Genomic DNA, 20,411 nt, shown 5'->3' with positions numbered 1-20,411 from the left:
AAAATAGAAAAAAACCTCCATCAATCCTACTTTTGACTAATACTAGTATTTCGTCAGTATATTGATCATTTACCCCATGCGTCCTTGCTGAGTCAGGTTAACAACTTCTATTTTACACAATTTACAGTTATTACCTATTTTATAATCAAATAATTCAACAAAGCAATTTTGTTTTTATAAATTTAGCACCAAATTTAAAATAATGAATATTGAAGTTGCGAAAAGGCTACAACAGACGGAAGAGTATTACTTTTCTAAGAAGTTGAGAGAAATTGACGAGATGAACAAGGCCGGAGCACAGGTAATCAATCTAGGTATCGGAAGTCCTGACCTACCGCCGCATCCAGAAGTCATCCAAGTACTGACCGAGCAAGCTGCTCAGACCCATACACATGGTTATCAAAACTACAAAGGATCCCCTGTGTTACGTCAAGCTATGGCCGATTGGTATTCGCGATATTATCATGTTACTTTAAATCCAGCAACAGAAATTCTTCCATTAATAGGATCCAAGGAAGGTATAGTACATATATGTATGACTTACTTACAGGAAGGTGACCAGGTGCTTATTCCCAACCCTGGGTACCCTGCCTATACTTCGGCTGTAAAGATTTCTGGAGCCACCGTGGTCCCTTATGATCTGACACAGAACAACAATTGGCTTGTCGATTTTGAAGCAATAGAAAAAATGGATCTCAGCAAGGTCAAAATGATGTGGATCAACTATCCGCATATGCCTACCGGAGCCCGAGCCAATAGACATTTCTTTGAAGCTGTGGTAGCCTTCGGAAAGAAACATAATATACTGATCTGCCATGACAATCCTTATAGCTTTATATTAAATGATCATCCGGAGAGCATCATGGCCGTAGAAGGTGCCAAGGAAGTGACAATCGAATTAAACTCTCTGAGCAAATCATCCAACATGGCCGGATGGCGTATTGGCATGCTCGTCGCTAGCGAAAACCGAATTAATGAGATTTTACGATTCAAAAGCAATATGGACTCAGGCATGTTCTTGCCCTTACAACTTGCAGCTGCAAAAGCCCTATCTTTGGACAAATCATGGTATACCCAGCTGAACGAAGCTTATACACAACGTCGCAAAAAGGTCTTTGAAATTATGGACCTACTGGGTTGTCAGTATGATACCAATCAGGTCGGACTCTTCGTATGGGCCAAAGTTCCTGAGCAATATACGGATGGCTATGCACTAAGTGACAAAGTGCTATATGATGCTAAAGTTTTTATAACTCCTGGCGGTATATTTGGTAATGCAGGAGATCGGTACATCCGTATTAGCCTATGCGCAACAACGGAGATTCTAGATAAGGCACTGGCACGAATCGGAATAATGGTCAAATAGGATTATTGAGTTATAAGGTTACGGAGTTAAATGGCTGATAAGGCTATGATACCTCACATCTAAATACTATAAAATGAACATAGCTATTGTCGGAATCGGATTAATTGGCGGGTCTACAGCCATCCGATTGAAAGAAACAAAATCTTTCGACAAAATAATTGGGGTAGACAAGAGCGAATCCAATCAAAAAAAAGCAATACAGTTAGGTCTGGTTGATGAGATTATGACGTTGGAAGACGCCATAAAGCAAGCCAAAGTAATTGTACTAACAATACCTGTTGATGCAATTATGCAGTTGGCTCCCACTATTCTCGATCAGATTGATACACAAGTCATCATCGATATGGGGTCGACTAAAATAAATATATTGCAACTTATCGCTGATCATCCCAAACGAGGGCGTTACATCGCAGCCCATCCGATGGCAGGAACAGAATATTCGGGTCCCGAGGCAGCTATACCAAATTTGTTTAAAGACAAAAATATGGTATATGTCGATGCCTTCCGTACTGATGAAGATGCATTTGATATAGCAGATGCTATCACCGAACAGTTGGAGATGAAATCTGTATTTATGAATGCCGAAGAACATGATATGCATACGGCATACGTATCGCATATATCTCACTTGACTTCATTTGCACTGGCATTGACGGTATTGGAAAAAGAAAAGTCACAGGGTCGGATTTTTGAACTAGCGGGCTCGGGATTTGAGTCTACCGTGCGTCTTGCCAAATCGTCTCCCGATATGTGGACACCTATATTTAAACAGAATAGAAGTAATGTATTGGAAGTTTTGGAAGAACACATCAAGCAGCTTCAAAAACTACATCGTAAATTAGAAGATGAAGATTACGAAGGCCTGCACAAACTTATAAAGAAGTCCAATAAGATAAAAAGGATTATAAAATAGAGCAAGAGAAGCAATGGTTAACCATTGCTTCTTTCTATTAATACCATTAACATTAGGCTCAGGACAAAACGTTCTTCGTCCACCACATCCGACGATAGCTTATGTACAGTAAATTTACGTCCGAAAAAAGAAGGTTCCTTCTTTATTTCGAACAATACTTCGCCATCGCTATTGGATAAGAGGTAGGCAGGATTAAAGACATAGCCCGATAATATACCTATCAAAGGGATCTCACCAAAAAGCCCATCCATAAACTTCGTCCAGGGATTTTTCTCCTGTATTGTATGATCATGATTATCTGCACCATCCATCAATCGGAAGGTCGATCTCCATAGTGATCGAAGCGTTTTTCTCCGCACCTTACCCACTACCCTACCTGAATGGTCGCTGATTGTAAACGTCTGTTGAAAATCAATCAATTTATCAGATACCAATTCATAAAGCAGATTGGATTTGGATTCATCACTGTAAATTTTTATTTGATCACGCCAAGCAAATATTTTTTCACGCACATAACAAACCGTGTTCCCAGAGGCATCCTTTGCAATAAAATCATTCGCCAGAGTTCCGATCTTGAATTGAAACCGCAAAGGGTAGTTAAATGTACTCATCTTAATATTTCCATTTAAAGCTATCAAACACCTTAGACCATAACCAGATCGGTCCGATTCCCAGCAGTTTCACCAGATGTTTAAGCCCTAGACTTCCTTCCTTTCTGAGCAATAAAAATAAAACCGACAAGGAAACAAGCGCAATACTGGAACACACCAGCACCACAGATGGTCCGCCATCCCGCTCTACATACTCGAGCTGCACAATAAAAAAGCTCATAATCCCTATACAAAATAACACCGCATAGGAAAGTGTTGGGGCTAGTTTGAGGTAACTATACACTACAATAGCAATAAATAAAGATCCCCAATTCAAGAACGTATGTGCATTCATACGAATCAAAAAATCAAATTGAGGAAAAGGGATCATCCATATAAGCCCCATTATTCCAAAAAAAGCAAGGAACAAAAAGAGGGCATACAGCGCTTTATTTCCCTTTACGAATATACTGTCCATATCCTTAAAGTACTTATCTACCGGCCGCTGCGGCACTTCCTTTTGTCCCTTGTTCTGTTTATTTTTGCTCATACCGCAAAAATAAACAATTATCTATACTCTAACCCCTATTCCTTATATTTTACTTCTTTTGGTCTTTCGCATATACCCAGTAAAACACCACCGGGATCACGGTGAAAGACAGAATAAGACAGATCAGTAGCCCACCAACAATCATAATAGCCAGTGGTTTTTGGATTTCAGACCCCATACCAGTAGACATTGCTGCCGGAAATAGCCCCATAGACCCCATCAAGGCTATCATGACCACAGGACGTATACGACTCCGGACCCCGCTATCTATCGCCTCCCTCAATTTCATTTTGTGTCGGATATTATCCCGGATCACACCGATCAGCACAATTCCGTCAATTGTCGCCACCCCAAAAAGAATGATAAAACCTATTCCTGCCGATATTCCAAAGACTGTTCCTGTCGCCCATAATGATATAAATCCACCTATAAATGCGAAAGCAAGCGTCAGTGAAGAAATAGCCGTATCTTTAAAATTTCCAAAGTTAGAATACAACAATAGCAGAATTAGCACCAATGATATCGGAACAACCATAGCCAGCTGCTTGGCGGCACGTTCTTTACTTTCGAACTCACCTGCCCATTCCATATGATGTCCTTTGGGCAACTTAACCTCTTTATCCACCACCTTTCTAGCCTCTTCGATAGTACTTCCCAAATCTCGGCCATCGATACTAAAGCCAACACCGATATATCGACTATTACCTTCCCGATAGATAAATGCAGGTCCCGTCTGATAACCTATCGTCGCAATCTCTTGTAGCGGAATATTTTGCCCATTACTCGTCGGTATTAGGATATTACCGATTTTTTCCTTTGTATCCCGATATCCCTCTTCAAAACGTACCATTACATCAAATTGCCGATCATCTTCATAGAATTTTGTTGCAGCCTGCCCTCCTATCGTCATCGCAATAACCGCCTGAACATCCGAAGTAAATACGCCATATCTAGCCATCTTAGCATCGTGCAATTGTATGCGCAATTCGGGCAATCCAATATTCTTATACACATTGATATCCGTTATCCCCTCCACTTTTGCGATAGAGGAAGCGACTTGGTCAGCATAATTTTCAAGGTCATACAGATCAGTACCAAATATTTTAATGACCAACGAACTTTTCACTCCAGCAACGTACTCTTCCACATTATCCTGTATAGGCTGGCTGAATCCAAAACTAACACCTGGATAATGTGCCAGTTTATCACGAAGCTCTTGGATGATATCTTCTTTAGAGACACTTCGCTTCCAATCCTTGGCATCCTTAAGCTGCACATTAAATTCGATATTAAAAAATCCGGTTGGATCTGTACCATCATTAGGTCGTCCCGTCTGCGTCAGTATAAACTCAATCTCTTCAGACCCCTGCATCATCAGTTCTTTCATCTCCTTCGTGAGCTTAGTCGATTCTTTCAGATTCACACTGTTAGGCAATGTCGCCCGGATATAGATTGCGCCTTCATTAAGCTTAGGTAAGAATTCTGAACCATAATGCGAAAACTTAAAAGCACATAATGCCAACAGTGCTATAAAAAGTCCAATAGTCATCTTCTTATAGCGGAATGCCGTATCATACAGTCCATAGATGCTACGCTGAAAGAACCGCGTGACAAAGTTTTCCTTTTCCTCGACCCCTTTCGTAAACAACAACTTACACATCGCTGGCACATAGGTCAAACTCAATATCAACGAACCTAAAAGCGCATAGCCCAGTGTAAATGCCAAAGGAGAGAACATCTTGCCTTCTACTTTTTGAAAAGAAAAGATTGGTAACAGTGCAACAATAAGGATACTCAGCGCAAAAAAGATGTAGGTTGCAACGCTTCCCGTACTCTTTTTGATAAGCCCCAGTTTACTCATCTTCGCAAAACGCTCAGGTCCTACACGATGTGATAAGGTAGCCAATGCGACAAATACGGTCTCTACGATCACTAGTGTTCCTTCCAGTAACAATCCAAAATCCAATGAACCCATTGAAATCAGATTCGCCGGGAGTCCCTGTATTTTTAGCGCAATAATCGCAAACAGAAAAGACAGCGGAATTACAGACGCAACAATAAACGTTGATTTCCAATTATATAAGAATATAAATACGATAAGAGAGACCAACAATATCCCTTCAATAAGATTGCCTGACACCGTCCTTACGGTGTTATCTACCAGCTTAGTCCGATCAATAACCGTCTCCATTCTCACCCCTTCTGGTAGTACCCTATCGTTCAATTCTTCAATCTTGTTTTTCAAGCCTGCAATCACCTCCGATGGATTCTCTCCACGTAACATCACGACAATCCCTTGCACCACATCTTCATGTTCGTTAAAGCTAACCTGTCCTAAACGCGGTTTGCTCGACACCACTACTTCGGCCACATTCTTGATCAATACCGGTACCGTACCGTTCAGCTTGACCGTGATATTACCGATATCTTCGATTTTATCCAACAGGCCAACTCCCCTCACGACATACGCCTGATCTCCTTGCTCGATTACATCTCCACCTACGTTAATATTCGACCTCGATACCGCCTCATATACATCCAGTGGCGTGAGGTCAAAGTTTTTTAATTCAGTTGGATTGATTTTGATCTCGTATATTTTCTCTTCACCACCAAAACTGACCACATCGGCTACTCCAGGTACCCCTAATAGCTCTCTTTCGATAACCCAATCCTGTATCGCTGTAATATCGCGGATAGGCTTATCCGAGCGAATGATATACCTAAAAATTTCGCCTGTAGCACCGGATGGTGGTTCGATTTCAGCTTCTGCCCCTTCGGGTAAATTTACCCCATTGAGTTTGTTAGCCACATATTGCTGTGCATAAAAATCATCCACTCCATCTTCAAACTGAACCGTCACGACCGATAGACCAAATAATGATATAGACCGCACGTTCGATTTGTGGGGTATACTGTTCACTTCTTTGGAAATAGGTAAGGTGACTAGTTTTTCCATTTCCTCAGCACTCCGGCCAGGCCATTGTGTTATGATACGTGCGCGTGTATTGGTCACATCTGGGAAGGCCTCGATAGCGGTATGCCGGAGTGCATAGACTCCTGCAAACAACAAAGCCAATGTAGCAAACAACACAAATGTCGTATTATGCAAAGAAAATGTAACCAAGCGCTGTACTAATCTCTTCATCTTTCCCTATTTGTTTAACTCTTCATAAATCAACAATGCGTTTGAACCTACCACCTGCTCTCCGGGTTGCAATTTCTCCGCTATGAATGTATACTCTTCATTACTCCCAACTTTCGTAATCGGAAGAGTCCGAAGGTGACAATCGTCTTTATAAACGACAATATGCTCGTGATTACTGTGAAATACCACCGCATTATTAGGAATAGCAAGTGCTGTCCCTTGGCTATTATTTTTATCTATAATGATATCCGCACTCAATCCCGGCATTAGGCGTAGCGTCGGATTAGACAAAACCACCCGTGCTTTGAGCACATGCTCGTTATCGTCAAATACGTTATATATCTTATCAATCTTGCCTGGATACACCTGATCTGGATAAGCAATAGTCCTCACCTTAACCTGATCACCGACCTGTACATACCTTAGATTAGTTGCATAGATATTCACCATCACCCACACTTCCTTCAGGTTAGATATCGAGAACAAAGGATCACTATCCGACACAATATTTTGGCCTGCACTTATAGATTTCTGGATGATATAACCATCTTTGGGAGCTAGGACCTGAAAGGAATTCGAACCAACAGCTCGATACAATGCCAACGACTGAACGATACGGTCCAGTTCAATCCGTGCATGTTCAAGTTCATGTTCCATCTGTAATAGCTCCGGAGCAGAAAACAAACCGTCTTGAAGCATTTCCTTTTTTGTCTGAATCTGGTTTTTCAACAGTTGGATCTGATTCTCCTGATTTCGCTTCTCTTGATACAGCCCTTGGATCTCTGCCGAACGGATCGTAGCCAGCACCTGTCCTTTACGGACATAATCACCGAGCTCAAACTGTACCTGCTCTACACTACCTTCCAGCAAACTTCGGAAAGCCACCAGATCATTCTCATTATATTCGATTTTGCCCGACAGTGTCAACTGTTCCATTATAGGACGCTCTTCGACAGCGACTATACCTGTTTTCTTCTTTAACATATCATTCAGGCAGAAGGTATCCTGCTTCGCAACTCCATCTTCTTTGGATGTGGAGGTCTGCTTGCACCCGACGAACAGTAATAATCCAACTATCTGTGCCAATACTAAGTAACTATGCTTCATCTGTAAATATTCTAAAACTCTTTTCCAACAATATATTGTAACTCTTCGTAGGTACTCTTATAATCCTCCAGAAGCTCTGCCTGGGACTGCTGAGCCTCTTTATAGGCCTGTGTAAAGTCAATAAACTCCAACAGCGTAATCTGACGACTCTGCAAGTGCTTATTGTAGCTGATCCACATCTTCTCCTGATCCATAATCCGCTCTTTATCCCAACGTTGCAACATTCGTTCGTAACTATGCAATTGACTTTGCAAGCGCATGAGCGTAGATTCTAACTCCGCGCGTACTGATAGTCCCACAGACTTTTCCTGTTCAATTTCAAACTGAGCTGCTTTAATATTGCCTTTATTTCTATTGAATATGGGCAGATCTATCTGAGCCCCCAGACCGACAAAATCACGCATTATATTCCCTCCGCGATCATACCCCAACTGCACCGTAACATCCGGTTTACGCATAGCGCGCTCCAGAACAAACCTTTTTTCTGCAGACTGCGAAGCATTCTCCTGACGCTTCAGTCCTATATTCTGCTCCAATGCCATCGCCATCATATCCTTAGGAAGGCTAGAAAGCTTAAAAGTCATTGATCGATCAAACATCAAATCTTTGGAATTCAGATCCGACAGCTGCGTCAGGATACGTAAAGCACTTAGCGCTTCCAGCTTGTCGGATTCTAGCGCCATCGCCTCTCTCTGCAAAGCGACCAGCTCCGATTGTATCCGATAAAAATCAGCTTGCGATACATTCTGCTTTTGCACCTGACTGGCATATTGTTTTTGTAATTCTTCATATAGCGTTATTACAGTTTGGAGCTGTATTTCTTCAGTGGCTAGCCGTTCGACCTTATAGAACCCTTGTCGTAGTTCCTTTTTAAGTTGGCGTAGGAGTTCTTCATATTCGAGTAGTGCATCATTCTTTTCCAGATTTTTCAGTGCAACTCTCTTTTTACGCTTACCTGCTGTTTCGATCAACTGCTCGAGTTCTATCGATACCTGCTGTGCTTTTCCATAATTTCCGAATATTGGAGGCAGTTCTTCGTAGCCTGTATTTTTCCACAGGTTTATCTCACTAATACTCAATGTGGGGTTACTCCACACTTTCTCCTGAAGCACCTCTGCATCTACCCGCTGTATATTATAGCGCTGAGCCAAAAGCAAATAATTATTTTTAAGAAATAACGCTTCTAAGTCAGATAGGGAATAAGATTGTGCATAGATTGTCCCCTTAATTAGAAATAAGGAGATTAATAAAAAGATCTTTCTCACCATTTTTTGTTTTATACCGCAAAATTACCTGCCGTACATTAAGGTGAAGTCCGATATAGATTAGAAGTAGATTAGAAAGTCAGTATAATGGTCGTTCCCGAGGTATCACTTTCGATTTCCAAGTTTATTCGATGCAATTGAAATATCACATTAGCCATTGATAGCCCTATTCCTTTCCCCTGATAACCTCGTACATTCTGTCCGCGAAAGAAATTCTGTTTGATATTATAGATATCCTCCCGTAATATTCCTATACCTTTATCTTTTAGTAATATTACCAATCGCCCCTTATTCTCTTTAATAGTAACCTTTACCACATCATTATTAGAATACTTCAAGGCATTCTCAAGCAGATTACCTATTGCCAACTCCAATAATTTGTCGTTACCTTCAAAACTCAGAAGCTCGTTATTTTGTACTTCCATCTCCACCTCAACCTTAGCCTGATGGTAGAGCACGGCATTCTCGATGACCGACCATATAATCTCATCCACACGCAACATGCTAAATTCGAATGAAGTTTTCGCTCCAGACAACAGGGCCATATTGTCCAACGTATCCTGCAGATCGGTCGTATATTGCTTGAGTTGAGAAATCACCGCTTCGTACTCTTCTACCGTACGTTTTTTGCTCTTGGTTACCTCCAGGGTCCCTAAAAGGGCTGTGATAGGTGTCCGCAACTCATGCGATACGTAATCAATAAAGTTCTTTTGCACATTAAAAGTCTGCGCTATCCGATCCACAAAATGATTGTAGGTCAATATCAGATCATCTATTTCGTAATAGCTCTTTTTCAAAACAATAGGCTCATTAAAATTCTTAGTGTCCTTCCTTTTGATTTCATTTATTATACGTACGATAGGTTCATAAGCCACCGTCCCCAAATACTGGGACACGATAAAAATAGAGATGATCCCCAACAATGAAATGATCACTAAAATCTGTAAAAGAGACCCCATCTGCTCCTTAAAATCTTCTTTCGATTCGCGTGTGACTACCACAAAATCGCCCTGGTTATCCTCATAAAACCTACCGTTGTAAAAGAAATCAGGGGTAACAAAGTGTGCTATTCGTTCCTTACGAACCTTATCCATAAAAGCCGAATCGATTGCCTCCACAGCAGGCATATCTCCATTAAAACGTTTATTATCCTTATCCAACAGAATAATATTTTTTCGGGAAATTGTCTTTAACAATTGGTTCTTGATACTCTCATGTTCGAGAAAAGAAAGCTCATCCTGTTCCAGGTAATAGATTGCGGCCAATAGAGACTTACTCTCCAGGGACTCCCGCTCTTTCCGCTCCATAACAGCATAGAAAGAGATATAGATCATCGTAGAGATAATCAGTGTGATTACACTGAATATAAAGACCGAATAAATAGAAAGCCTATGCTTTAACTTCATCTTAAATAGTCTTAAACATATAACCTATCCCTTTTACGGTATAGATATACTTTTCTTGTCCCTGTTCGATCTTGCTCCGTAAATAGGAAATATACACATCCACTACATTGGTCTGATTATCGAACGTAATTCCCCACACCGCATTAAGAATCTGTATACGTGTCACCGTACGGTCCTTATTCTCGATAAGATACAGTAGTAGTTTGAGCTCTCGGGGTGATAGGTCAATAGCTTTCCCCTCTCTAGATACGATATATTGGTTCATATCGACCGAAAGACTGCCATATGTCAGCACATTGACGGGCACTTCCTGCTGCTGGTACTGCGTACGGCGGGTCAGCGCCCTAATTCGAGAGAGTAATTCGTCAAAATGGAAAGGCTTTGTGATGTAATCATCTGCCCCATAGTCTAGCGCAGACACCTTGTCCTGCACACTATTCAACGCACTAAGCATCAAGATAGGAGCGAATATTTTTTTGTATCGCAAGGCCTGCGCCAGCTGGATCCCATCCATCTGTGGCAGCATTACATCCAAAATAATCAGATCCCAGGAGATCCCAAGATAAGAATCCAGGACCTCTTCTGCAGACTTACACAGCACGACCAAGTAGCCATTCTCTTCCAGCCCCTTTATCAAAAAATCACTGATTCGTTTGTCATCTTCTACAACTAGTATCTGCATAAGTCTTCTTGAATAAGAACAAAATTATCAATAATTAATCCATAAATCAGTACAAATAAGATTTCTAATGGATTTCTAATTTCAGTTCTTGAAATTTAAGCGACGTAATAAAGATCGAGCATCAACACATTCCAAAGTCAAAGCTATTCTTTATACTCCCTTCTTGTATATGTATCTAAATAACACTACCGTTCATCGCCTTGCGCAGATTTGATATAACCGAATTAGAGGATATTGGCTATAGCTAAATTATTTTTACATGTAACCGTTAGACCGAAAGAACAAGTCGTTATCTTTGTCCATTATGCAAGAACAAAAAAATAATCCGCTACATGGCAAAAGATTAGACTTCATTCTAGAGGCACTTGTCGAGTATTATGGATGGAAAGAATTGGGCCGTATCATACCAATACGTTGTTTTAATGAAAATCCAAGCATCAAGTCTTCCCTCACCTTCTTAAGAAAAACCGCTTGGGCGCGGGAGAAAGTAGAACAATTATATATCAAGAAACTGTACTAACACTACATATCCAACAAAAAAGCCTCAAAATTAAAATTTTGAGGCTTTCTATAAAATCATTTTATTTTCTTACTTCGCATAAGACACCGAACGTGTCTCCCGTATTACCGTCACCTTGATCTGCCCAGGATAAGTCATCTCCGTTTGGATACGGTTAGAAATATCCGCAGCTAATATCTCTGACTGTGCATCCGATATTTTCTCACTCTCTACCACAACACGTAGTTCACGTCCTGCTTGGATTGCAAATGTCTTCTCCACACCAGGATAAGATAGTGCCAATGCTTCTAACTCTTTCAAACGCTTGATGTAACTTTCCACCACTTCGCGGCGAGCTCCTGGACGGGCACCTGATATCGCATCACAGGCTTGAACAATTGGCGAAATCATCGCTGTCATCTCAATCTCATCATGGTGTGCACCTATAGCATTACACACATCTGGGTGTTCTTTATATTTTTCTGCCAACTGCATACCGAGTATTGCGTGTGGCAATTCAGGGTTGTCATCAGGCACCTTACCAATATCGTGTAATAATCCGGCACGTTTTGCATGTTTCACGTTCAACCCAAGCTCAGAAGCCATCGTCGCAGCGAAATTCGCTACCTCACGAGAGTGTTGCAATAAGTTCTGTCCATAAGACGAACGGTAGCGCATACGTCCTACCATACGTATCAACTCCGGGTGAAGGCCGTGGATACCCAAATCTATTGCTGTACGCTCACCGATCTCAACAATCTCATCTTCGATCTGTGTACGTGTTTTCGCTACAACCTCTTCAATACGTGCAGGGTGAATACGTCCATCCGTCACCAAACGGTGTAAAGCTAGACGCGCGATCTCGCGACGTACCGGGTCAAATCCAGATAAAATAATAGCTTCCGGTGTATCGTCTACGATAATTTCAACACCAGTAGCTGCTTCCAAAGCGCGAATATTACGTCCTTCACGACCGATGATACGTCCCTTAACCTCATCATTTTCAATGTTAAAAATAGAAACCGTATTCTCGATAGCTGACTCCGTAGCTGTACGTTGAATAGTTTGGATAACAACCTTTTTAGCTTCTTTGGAAGCGGTCAATTTCGCCTCGTCAACAATATCTTTAATATGAATAATAGCTTGCGAACGAGCTTCTTCTTTCAACGAAGTTACCAACTGCTCACGTGCTTCGTCAGCGGTAAGGCCTGCAATCGTCTCTAACTGTTGGATATGTTGGCTTTTCAATAGATCTACCTCTTCGCTCTTCTTCTCGTTCATCTCGGTCAACTGATCCAATTTTTTAGCTTTATTATCAAGCTCCTGTTTATCACGGTTGATGCTTTCCAGCTTTTGGTTTAGCGACTGCTCTTTTTGACGGATTGAGTTTTCCTTCTGAGCAATGGTATTATTACGTTGATTAACCTCTTTTTCGTGTTCGGCTTTCAACTGAAGGAATTTCTCCTTTGCTTCTAATTGTCTTTGTTTTTTAGTATGTTCTGCTTGCTTTTCAGCTTCTCTTACGATACTCTCTGCCTTCTCGCTAGCAGTCTTCTCTTGCTTTTTAAAAAGTAATTGCAATAAAAACCTCCCAATTGCAACCCCGATTAAAAGAGATATTATAATTGAAATTGTTATAGATAACTCCATGTTATTTAGTATATATTATTTAGTTTTTGTGTGTTTTCATTTTATTTTTTCTCAAAAAAAAACCGCAATTAAATTGACAGGTATCATGTATTATTAAACTTCGATTTCACATGATTTGAGCGTATGATCATGACCTAGATGGCAAATATGCAAAATGGCCTACATCTTTTTTTTGCTCGTGATATTGAAGCGTTAAGTTTAAAATAGTGACAACCCGAATTTAATTGCGGCAAATCCGTTGTTAAAGCTCTATAATATAAAGAACGAAACTTATTTCTTAAAGAAATCAGTCAAGATGGTATCCAATTCGTGAACGGACTGTTCCAGTCCCAAATCCTGGTCCTGCGCACTACGCTCTGCTTTGATCATTCCCGTAGCATACTGCAATACACACATGGACAATAAATCCTGTTTATCACGAACTGCATAATTATCCTGCAATTCCTTCATTTTTTCATTTATCAATTTCGCTGCATGACGGATTACTTCTTCCTCTTCAGTGGTAACCCGTAAAGGATAAACCCGATCAGCGATATTTATTTTTATGGAAATCTCTCCCATTTTTATGAGCTTTATAATGTACTACCCCGAATTAAAATCCCTCTAAATGGATTACTTTAATAAGGTGATACATCTGTCTATTTCTCGCACAAAATCGTTAATTTTTTGTTTTGTGTCAAGTATTTTTTCATTTATGGCACTTTTATCAATATCTGCCTCTTCCAAAGATTTAGCAACTGCCATAGCTTTAATCTTTTCCTCCAGCTGCCCAACTTTTTCAGAACTGGTATCAAATGCAACCTGAACAGACTGCAATTCCAATTTCAAAAGATCGTTCTCCTCTTGCAAAGCTTCACACATTTGAATTAGATTCTTCGTTTTCTCAACGATAAGATTCATTTGTGTTGATAATGATGCCATATAATAACTCGCAATTAAATTAATAAAACTATCGCACTACAGCGCCAGTCTCTTTCTCAAAGTTAACAATTAATTTTTGAATAATGCTATCAATTTGTTTATCATTTAGCGTTTTTTCTTCGTCCTGAATCGTAAAACTCAAAGCGTAAGACTTTTTACCTTCTGGCAATTTATCGCCTTTATAAACATCAAAAATATTAACTGCTTTCAATAGCTTGCGTTCTGACTTCAACGCTACGTTCTTCAACTGCTCGAAAGTAACCGAATCATCCAGCAACAGCGCCAAATCGCGACGTACTGCAGGGTATTTAGAAACCTCTTTAAATTTAATCTCGTTTTTACGTATCGAACGAATGACCAAATCCCAATCAAAATCCGCATAGTAGACCTGGCCATCGACATCCGCTTTTTTCAATGCCTCAGTAGCGACAGCACCCAAAGAAACAAGCACTTTCTGTCCCTTCATGTAGTCCAGGCCATACGCCAGATTAACATTAGCAGTCTCCACAACCTGTAGCCCGTCGACTTTTAGACGCTTCACAATCATATCTACAGCAGCTTTTAAATTATAGAAACTCACTGTACCACTTGTTGCATTCCATTGCTCTTTAGACTTGTTACCAACGACACCTAGCACCATCCGCTGACGCTCACTATATCCTTCATCCAAAAGATGGTAAGTCTTACCATATTCAAAAAACTTCAGATCGGTAACTTTACGCTTTTGATTATAGGACATCGCCGTCAACATCGAGTAAACCAAATTCTGGCGCATCGTATCGAGATCCGAACTTAATGGGTTCAACAGACGCACCGCTGTAGACTCGTCATCTACATAAGACAACTTGGTCAACGAGTTGGAAAGAATCTCTCTATAACCATTGCCAATTAACAAATCAGCAATTTGATTCAACACGACTTCCTTGTCCGGCTTCTCCTGTGTATTCAAAGATGCTAGAATCTGACTCTTTAATTCGATATTATTATAACCATAAATCCGCAGCACCTCTTCAGTCACATCAACCTCACGCGTTACATCAACTTTGTAAGCAGGAACCTCTACTGACAATACTTGTTCATTTTCGGCAGTGATAACGATTCCCAAAGCTTCAATAATTTCTTTAATCTCCGCTGCTGGGATTTCTTTACCGATCAAGCGTTGTACATTCTTACAATCTACATCAAACGCAAAAGGAGCAATAGGATTAGGGTAATTATCCGATACAGCCGAACTAACTACACCACCTGCAATCTCCTGGATCAAAAGTACTGCCCGTTGCAAAGCAAATACAGTGATATTAGGATCCGTACCACGTTCAAAACGGAACGAAGAATCAGTTTTTAACCCGTGGCGTTTAGCCGTTTTACGGACATAAACCGAATTAAAATAAGCAGACTCCAAGAAAATCTCGGTCGTATCTTCCGAAACTCCCGAATACTCACCTCCAAAAACACCAGCGATACACATCGGCTTGCTGTCATCGGCAATCACTAAATCTTCAACAGATAGTTTGCGTTCTACACCATCCAATGTCGTGAAAAGCTCTCCTTCATTGGCCAAACGTACGACTACCTTATCCCCAGAAATCTTAGCTGCATCAAATGCATGCAACGGTTGTCCCAGATCATGTAGTACATAGTTCGTGATATCAACGATATTATTAATCGTGCGAATACCTATAGCATTCAACTTTTCTGTCAACCAGTCTGGCGATGCTCCAACCTTAACTCCCGAGATACGTACTCCGGAATATCTTGGACATGCCTCTGTATTCTTAACTTCTACTGTTGCAGTACTTGCTGCGGCAGGCGTTGCAAAACTACTTACATCAGGAAGCGTATAGCTCTTACGGAAATAAGCAGCCAAATCGCGTGCTACCCCCAAATGAGAGGCTGCATCTGCACGGTTAGGAGTCAGACCAATCTCAAAGCAATAGTCGTCTTCCATTTGGTAAAATTCCTTTACCAAAGTACCTACTTTAACATCTGCCGGCAACTCTACAATACCCGCATGCGAGCTACCAAGCCCGATTTCATCCTCACCACACAACATCCCTTCGGATACTTCACCTCGGATTTTGGACTTTGTAATCTTAAAAGGTTCGCCCGAAGTCGGGTGACAGGTTGTACCCACCGTAGCGACGATTACTTTAAGACCTGCACGACAGTTAGGCGCTCCACACACAATATCCAAGGCTGTACCAGTACCAACATCCACTTTTGTAACACGTAATTTGTCCGCATTAGGATGTTGCTCGGCCGAAATCACCTCTCCTACCACTAATCCTTCTAACCCACCAGGAATAGATTGTATTTTCTCTACAGCCTCTACTTCCAGACCTATATCGGTCAGAATCAGGGACAATTCATTCGGAGTCTTTTCTATATCGAGGTAATTCTTAAGCCAATTGTAAGAAATATTCATTATTAAATAGTTTTTAAGTGTTACAAAGATAGGCTTTTGACTAGAAAATAATGAAATATTGTTAACAACTCCGATTTATTCACAAAGCACTTTTTGCTAGTTGCTTTTTAAAATATTCCGTAACTTTGTACTTTAAGTTGAAGAACGTTCAAAACCCAACATTATATAATGATTCATTTCTTTGAGAACCCATCGAATACCATCTACGGTGTTCAAAGCGTAAACTCTTTATCACAAGAAGACATTACTAAACTAAACTGGTTATTTGGCGATGCCAAAAAGCTAGAAGAACAAACCTTAAGCCGCTACTTTGTAGGTCCGCGCGCAGCCATGGTTACACCTTGGAGTACCAATGCCGTAGAGATCACACAAAATATGGGCATTGAAGGAATTGTCCGTATCGAAGAATTTCAGTCTGTACCAGCTGATTTCAATGACTTCGATCCTATGATTTCTCAAAAGTTTGAAGCCCTGACGCAGGATATGTACACCATACATATTACGCCAGAGCCTATTATAGATATCGATGATATCGATGCCTACAACAAGACAGAAGGCCTTGCATTAAATCAAGAAGAGGTAGCGTATTTAAACAACCTATCGACCAAGCTAGGACGCAAACTGACCGACTCCGAGGTGTTTGCCTTTTCGCAAGCCAACTCCGAGCACTGCCGTCACAAAATATTCAATGGTACTTTTATTATTGATGGAGAAGAACAACCTACATCACTATTTAAGTTAATCAAAAAGACATCAGAGACCAACCCGAATGATATTGTATCTGCTTACAAAGACAATGTCGCTTTCGTCAAAGGTCCTAGAGTAACCCAGTTTGCCCCTAAATCGGCAGACAAACCTGACTTTTACGAAGAGAAAGACTTCGACTCTGTATTATCAGTCAAGGCGGAAACACACAACTTCCCGACTACAGTAGAACCGTTTTCTGGTGCTGCTACAGGATCTGGTGGTGAGATCCGCGATAGATTGGCTGGTGGACAGGGAGCTCTTCCCCTAGCTGGTACGGCCATCTACATGACAGCATACTCGCGTTTATTGCAAGACCGCCCTTGGGAAAAAGGAATGCAAGAACGTCCATGGCTATACCAAACACCAATGGACATCTTAATCAAAGCATCCAACGGAGCTTCAGATTTTGGAAATAAATTTGGACAGCCACTCATCACAGGTTCAGTATTGACCTTTGAACATGAAGAAGAAGGACGCAAGTTAGGTTATGATAAAGTAATCATGCAGGCTGGCGGTGTTGGTTATGGAAAGCTAGACCAAGCGAAAAAACACACGCCAAAAGTGGGTGATAAAATCGTTATTCTAGGTGGAGAAAACTACCGTATCGGAATGGGCGGAGCTGCTGTATCTTCTGCAGATACTGGTGCTTTCGGCTCGGGTATCGAATTGAATGCTATACAGCGTTCGAATCCAGAAATGCAAAAAAGAGCGGCCAATGCCGTACGTGGCATGGTCGAGTCCGACAACAACCCTATTGTATCGATCCACGATCATGGAGCAGGTGGACACTTAAACTGTCTATCAGAGCTTGTCGAAGAAACCGGTGGTCTGATCGATCTAGACAAACTACCTGTAGGAGACCCTACCCTTTCTGCAAAAGAAATTATTGGCAACGAATCCCAAGAGCGCATGGGCTTGGTAATTGCTGAAAAAGATATTGACACTTTAAAACGTGTTGCTGACCGTGAGCGCTCGCCAATGTATGCCGTAGGTGATGTAACAGGCGACAACCGTTTTACATTTGAATCGAAAACCACAGGTGAAAAACCAATGGATTATGCTTTAGAAGATTTCTTCGGATCATCTCCTAAAACAATCATGCGGGACAACACCATCACACGTAACTATGCGGATCTTTCCTACACTACTCAGGAAATACCTACTTATGTCAACCAAGTATTACAATTAGAGGCTGTAGCTTCCAAAGATTGGTTAACAAACAAAGTAGACCGTTGTGTGGGTGGTCGCGTAGCCAAACAACAATGTACCGGTCCATTACAGTTGCCATTGAACAACGTTGGTGTGATGGCACTGGATTACAAAGGCAAAGAAGGTATTGCTACCACTGTAGGCCACTCGCCTGTAGCCGCATTGGTTGATCCTGCCGCTGCCAGCAAGACAGCAATCGGTGAAGCACTTTCAAATATCGTATTCGCTCCTATCATCAATGGTATCGAAGGAATCTCCCTATCGGCCAACTGGATGTGGGCATGTAATAATGAAGGTGAAGACGCTCGTCTTTACAAAGCAGTAAAAGCTTGTTCTGATTTCGCAATCGAACTGGGTATCAACATCCCTACAGGAAAAGACTCCCTTTCGATGAAGCAAAAATACCCTAACGGAGACCATGTCATCGCACCGGGAACCGTTATTATTTCTGCTGCAGGAAACTGTACAGACATCAATAAAGTGATAGAGCCAGTATTGAAGAAGAAAAGTGGCGCGATTTATTACATCAACCTGTCTAAAGATACCTTTAAACTGGGTGGTTCTTCATTTGCACAGATTTTAAACAAAGTCGGCACCGAAGTACCAACGATACAGGATGCCGCTTATTTCAAAAAAGCATTCAATACCATACAACAATTGATCGCAAATGGCCAAATCGAAGCAGGTCACGACATCGGTTCTGGTGGTTTGGTAACCACATTACTCGAAATGACATTTGCCGATGTAAACCTTGCTGCGAGCTACGATCTATCTGGCTTAGGCGAAGTAGATACGGTAAAAGCGTTGTTCAATGAAAACATTGCTGTCGTACTACAGGCAAAAGACAATGCCGCTTTAGAAGCTGCTTTCCAAACTGCGGGTGTAGAAGCGGTGAAAATAGGTGAAGTCATCACAGGTGATACAGTAAGTTTCAAAAACAATGCAGATGTATTTACATTTGGCGTGACTGAAACTCGCGACACTTGGTACAAAACATCGTTCTTACTAGACCAAAAGCAGTCGAAAAACGGCATGGCGCAAGAGCGTTATAACAACTACAAGAACCAACCTCTACAGTTCACCTTCCCTCCACACTTTAACGGTAAAAAACCGGCTATAAATGCATCGGGAGCGCGTCCTAAAGCTGCTATCCTCCGCGAAAAAGGATCCAACTCAGAAAGAGAAATGGCAAATGCCATGTATCTTGCTGGATTTGATGTCAAAGATGTGCACATGACCGATTTAATAACAGGACGTGAGACACTAGAAGACATACAATTTATCGGTGCTGTTGGTGGTTTCTCCAACTCGGACGTATTAGGTTCGGCAAAAGGTTGGGCTGGTGCTTTCTTATACAACGAGAAAGCGAAAAAAGCGTTAGACAACTTTTTCGCCCGTCCAGACACTATGTCTGTCGGAATATGTAACGGCTGTCAATTGTTTATGGAGCTAGAGCTGGTTAATCCAGAGCACGATGTTCATGGCAAAATGTTGCACAATACCTCAGCTAAGCACGAATCAAACTTCGTATCGGTAAAAGTTCAGGAGAACAACTCGATCATGCTAAAAACCCTTGCGGGTTCTACCTTAGGGGTTTGGATTTCGCATGGCGAAGGAAAATTCAACTTACCAAAAGAAGAATCTGCTTATCAGATTGTGGCTAAATATGCTTATGAGCAGTATCCGCACAATCCAAACGGATCCGACTACAATACAGCGATGTTATGTGATACCACAGGCCGCCACTTGGTCACGATGCCACATATCGAACGCTCGACATTCCAATGGAACTGGGCGCACTACCCGAATGGCCGTCAAGACGAGGTTACCCCTTGGCTAGAGGCATTCGTTAATGCTAAAACTTGGTGCGAAAGCAACAAAAAATAACTAAAAAAGGGCTGTCTGAAAAGCAGACTTTCTCGTCATTACGAACCTG

At 41.3% G+C, this 20,411-nt stretch carries 15 protein-coding genes; 4 read left to right on the top strand and 11 right to left on the bottom strand.

Annotated elements, in window-relative coordinates:
* Positions 1-202 precede the first annotated feature (202 nt).
* Both JKG64_RS12275 and JKG64_RS12270 read left to right on the top strand, forming a co-directional pair.
* On the top strand, positions 203-1,366 hold the full coding sequence (locus tag JKG64_RS12275; RefSeq protein ID WP_210354615.1) for a pyridoxal phosphate-dependent aminotransferase: 1,164 nt from the start codon (positions 203-205) through the stop codon (positions 1,364-1,366).
* Positions 1,367-1,439: 73 nt separating this feature from the next.
* The gene (locus JKG64_RS12270) at positions 1,440-2,279 is read left to right on the top strand and encodes a prephenate dehydrogenase (protein WP_210354614.1); all 840 of its coding nucleotides are present in this window, start codon (positions 1,440-1,442) and stop codon (positions 2,277-2,279) included.
* Positions 2,280-2,296: 17 nt separating this feature from the next.
* Here the strand turns inward: JKG64_RS12270 and JKG64_RS12265 are convergent, their stop codons facing one another.
* The 7 genes from JKG64_RS12265 to JKG64_RS12235 form a co-directional block, all read right to left on the bottom strand.
* Positions 2,297-2,890 (bottom strand): LURP-one-related/scramblase family protein, encoded by a 594-nt coding sequence (locus JKG64_RS12265; RefSeq protein ID WP_210354613.1) that lies wholly within the window; start codon positions 2,888-2,890, stop codon positions 2,297-2,299.
* A gap of 1 nt (position 2,891) precedes the next feature.
* On the bottom strand, positions 2,892-3,419 hold the full coding sequence (locus tag JKG64_RS12260; protein ID WP_210354612.1) for a hypothetical protein: 528 nt from the start codon (positions 3,417-3,419) through the stop codon (positions 2,892-2,894).
* A 49-nt stretch (positions 3,420-3,468) separates the two neighbouring features.
* Positions 3,469-6,564, bottom strand: a complete 3,096-nt coding sequence (locus JKG64_RS12255) for an efflux RND transporter permease subunit (RefSeq protein ID WP_210354611.1) — start codon at positions 6,562-6,564, stop codon at positions 3,469-3,471.
* 6 nt (positions 6,565-6,570) lie between these two features.
* Positions 6,571-7,671 carry an efflux RND transporter periplasmic adaptor subunit gene (locus JKG64_RS12250; RefSeq protein WP_210354610.1) on the bottom strand — a complete coding sequence of 367 codons (1,101 nt, stop codon included), beginning with the start codon at positions 7,669-7,671 and terminating at the stop codon, positions 6,571-6,573.
* Between the two features lie 11 nt (positions 7,672-7,682).
* Positions 7,683-8,939, bottom strand: a complete 1,257-nt coding sequence (locus JKG64_RS12245; RefSeq protein ID WP_210354609.1) for a TolC family protein — start codon at positions 8,937-8,939, stop codon at positions 7,683-7,685.
* Positions 8,940-9,007: 68 nt separating this feature from the next.
* A complete protein-coding gene (locus tag JKG64_RS12240; RefSeq protein ID WP_210354608.1) occupies positions 9,008-10,342 on the bottom strand; it encodes a sensor histidine kinase in 1,335 nt (444 codons plus the stop codon).
* A 1-nt stretch (position 10,343) separates the two neighbouring features.
* Positions 10,344-11,024, bottom strand: coding sequence for a response regulator transcription factor (locus tag JKG64_RS12235; RefSeq protein WP_210354607.1), 681 nt, complete (start codon positions 11,022-11,024; stop codon positions 10,344-10,346).
* A 304-nt stretch (positions 11,025-11,328) separates the two neighbouring features.
* On the opposite strand from JKG64_RS12235, the gene JKG64_RS12230 reads away from it, so the two are divergent.
* Entirely contained in the window at positions 11,329-11,544 is a 216-nt protein-coding gene (locus JKG64_RS12230) for a VF530 family protein (protein WP_210354606.1), read from the top strand.
* Between the two features lie 69 nt (positions 11,545-11,613).
* Here JKG64_RS12230 and rny read toward each other — a convergent pair whose 3' ends face one another.
* From rny to pheT, 4 genes are all read right to left on the bottom strand, one after another.
* Entirely contained in the window at positions 11,614-13,173 is a 1,560-nt protein-coding gene (rny, locus tag JKG64_RS12225; RefSeq protein ID WP_210354605.1) for a ribonuclease Y, read from the bottom strand.
* Between the two features lie 270 nt (positions 13,174-13,443).
* Complete coding sequence (locus JKG64_RS12220) at positions 13,444-13,734, bottom strand: cell division protein ZapA (RefSeq protein ID WP_210354604.1); 291 nt, start codon at positions 13,732-13,734, stop codon at positions 13,444-13,446.
* A 51-nt stretch (positions 13,735-13,785) separates the two neighbouring features.
* The gene (locus JKG64_RS12215) at positions 13,786-14,094 is read right to left on the bottom strand and encodes a hypothetical protein (protein ID WP_210354603.1); all 309 of its coding nucleotides are present in this window, start codon (positions 14,092-14,094) and stop codon (positions 13,786-13,788) included.
* Between the two features lie 28 nt (positions 14,095-14,122).
* Complete coding sequence (gene pheT / locus JKG64_RS12210; protein ID WP_210354602.1) at positions 14,123-16,519, bottom strand: phenylalanine--tRNA ligase subunit beta; 2,397 nt, start codon at positions 16,517-16,519, stop codon at positions 14,123-14,125.
* Between the two features lie 168 nt (positions 16,520-16,687).
* Here pheT and purL point away from each other — a divergent pair, with 168 nt between their 5' ends.
* On the top strand, positions 16,688-20,362 hold the full coding sequence (gene purL, locus JKG64_RS12205; RefSeq protein ID WP_210354601.1) for a phosphoribosylformylglycinamidine synthase: 3,675 nt from the start codon (positions 16,688-16,690) through the stop codon (positions 20,360-20,362).
* Positions 20,363-20,411: the final 49 nt, after the last annotated feature.

Origin of the sequence: Sphingobacterium tabacisoli (assembly GCF_017908035.1) — a bacterium.
GTDB classification, from domain to species: domain Bacteria; phylum Bacteroidota; class Bacteroidia; order Sphingobacteriales; family Sphingobacteriaceae; genus Sphingobacterium; species Sphingobacterium tabacisoli.
The sequence above is the reverse complement of the archived record's forward strand: the minus strand, read 5'-3'. Positions and strand labels throughout refer to the sequence as shown.